This window comes from Methylobacterium nigriterrae, assembly GCF_037106235.1.
GTDB classification, from domain to species: domain Bacteria; phylum Pseudomonadota; class Alphaproteobacteria; order Rhizobiales; family Beijerinckiaceae; genus Methylobacterium; species Methylobacterium nigriterrae.
In genome coordinates this window covers 1-265 of record NZ_JBAWTG010000944.1, presented here as the reverse complement: position 1 = coordinate 265, position 265 = coordinate 1, and the positions used below count along the sequence as shown (strand labels likewise).

Annotated in this window: 1 protein-coding gene; it reads left to right on the top strand. The window is 57.7% G+C overall.

Annotated features, from left to right (window positions below):
• Positions 1-265 (top strand): histidine kinase dimerization/phosphoacceptor domain-containing protein (locus WDW90_RS39795; RefSeq protein WP_336493080.1); only part of this gene is annotated, 265 nt, incomplete at both ends.

Genomic DNA, 265 nt, shown 5'->3' with positions numbered 1-265 from the left:
GACACATTGGGGCAGAAGCTTTCCCTCATTGGTCTAAAAAGCGACTTGGCGCGAAGGCTGATCACGAAAAATCCGGAGCAGGCGCGCAACGAGCTGAAGGATGTTCAGCAAACTGCCCGTACGGCCCTCAATGAGGTCCGGAAGATGGTGTCCTCCATGCGTGGCATCCGCTTAAAGGATGAGCTTGTCCGGGTGGAGGAGCTGCTGGAGGCGGCGCAAATCCAGCTGAACGGGGTGGAGGAGCTGCGGCTCACGAATGTATCTC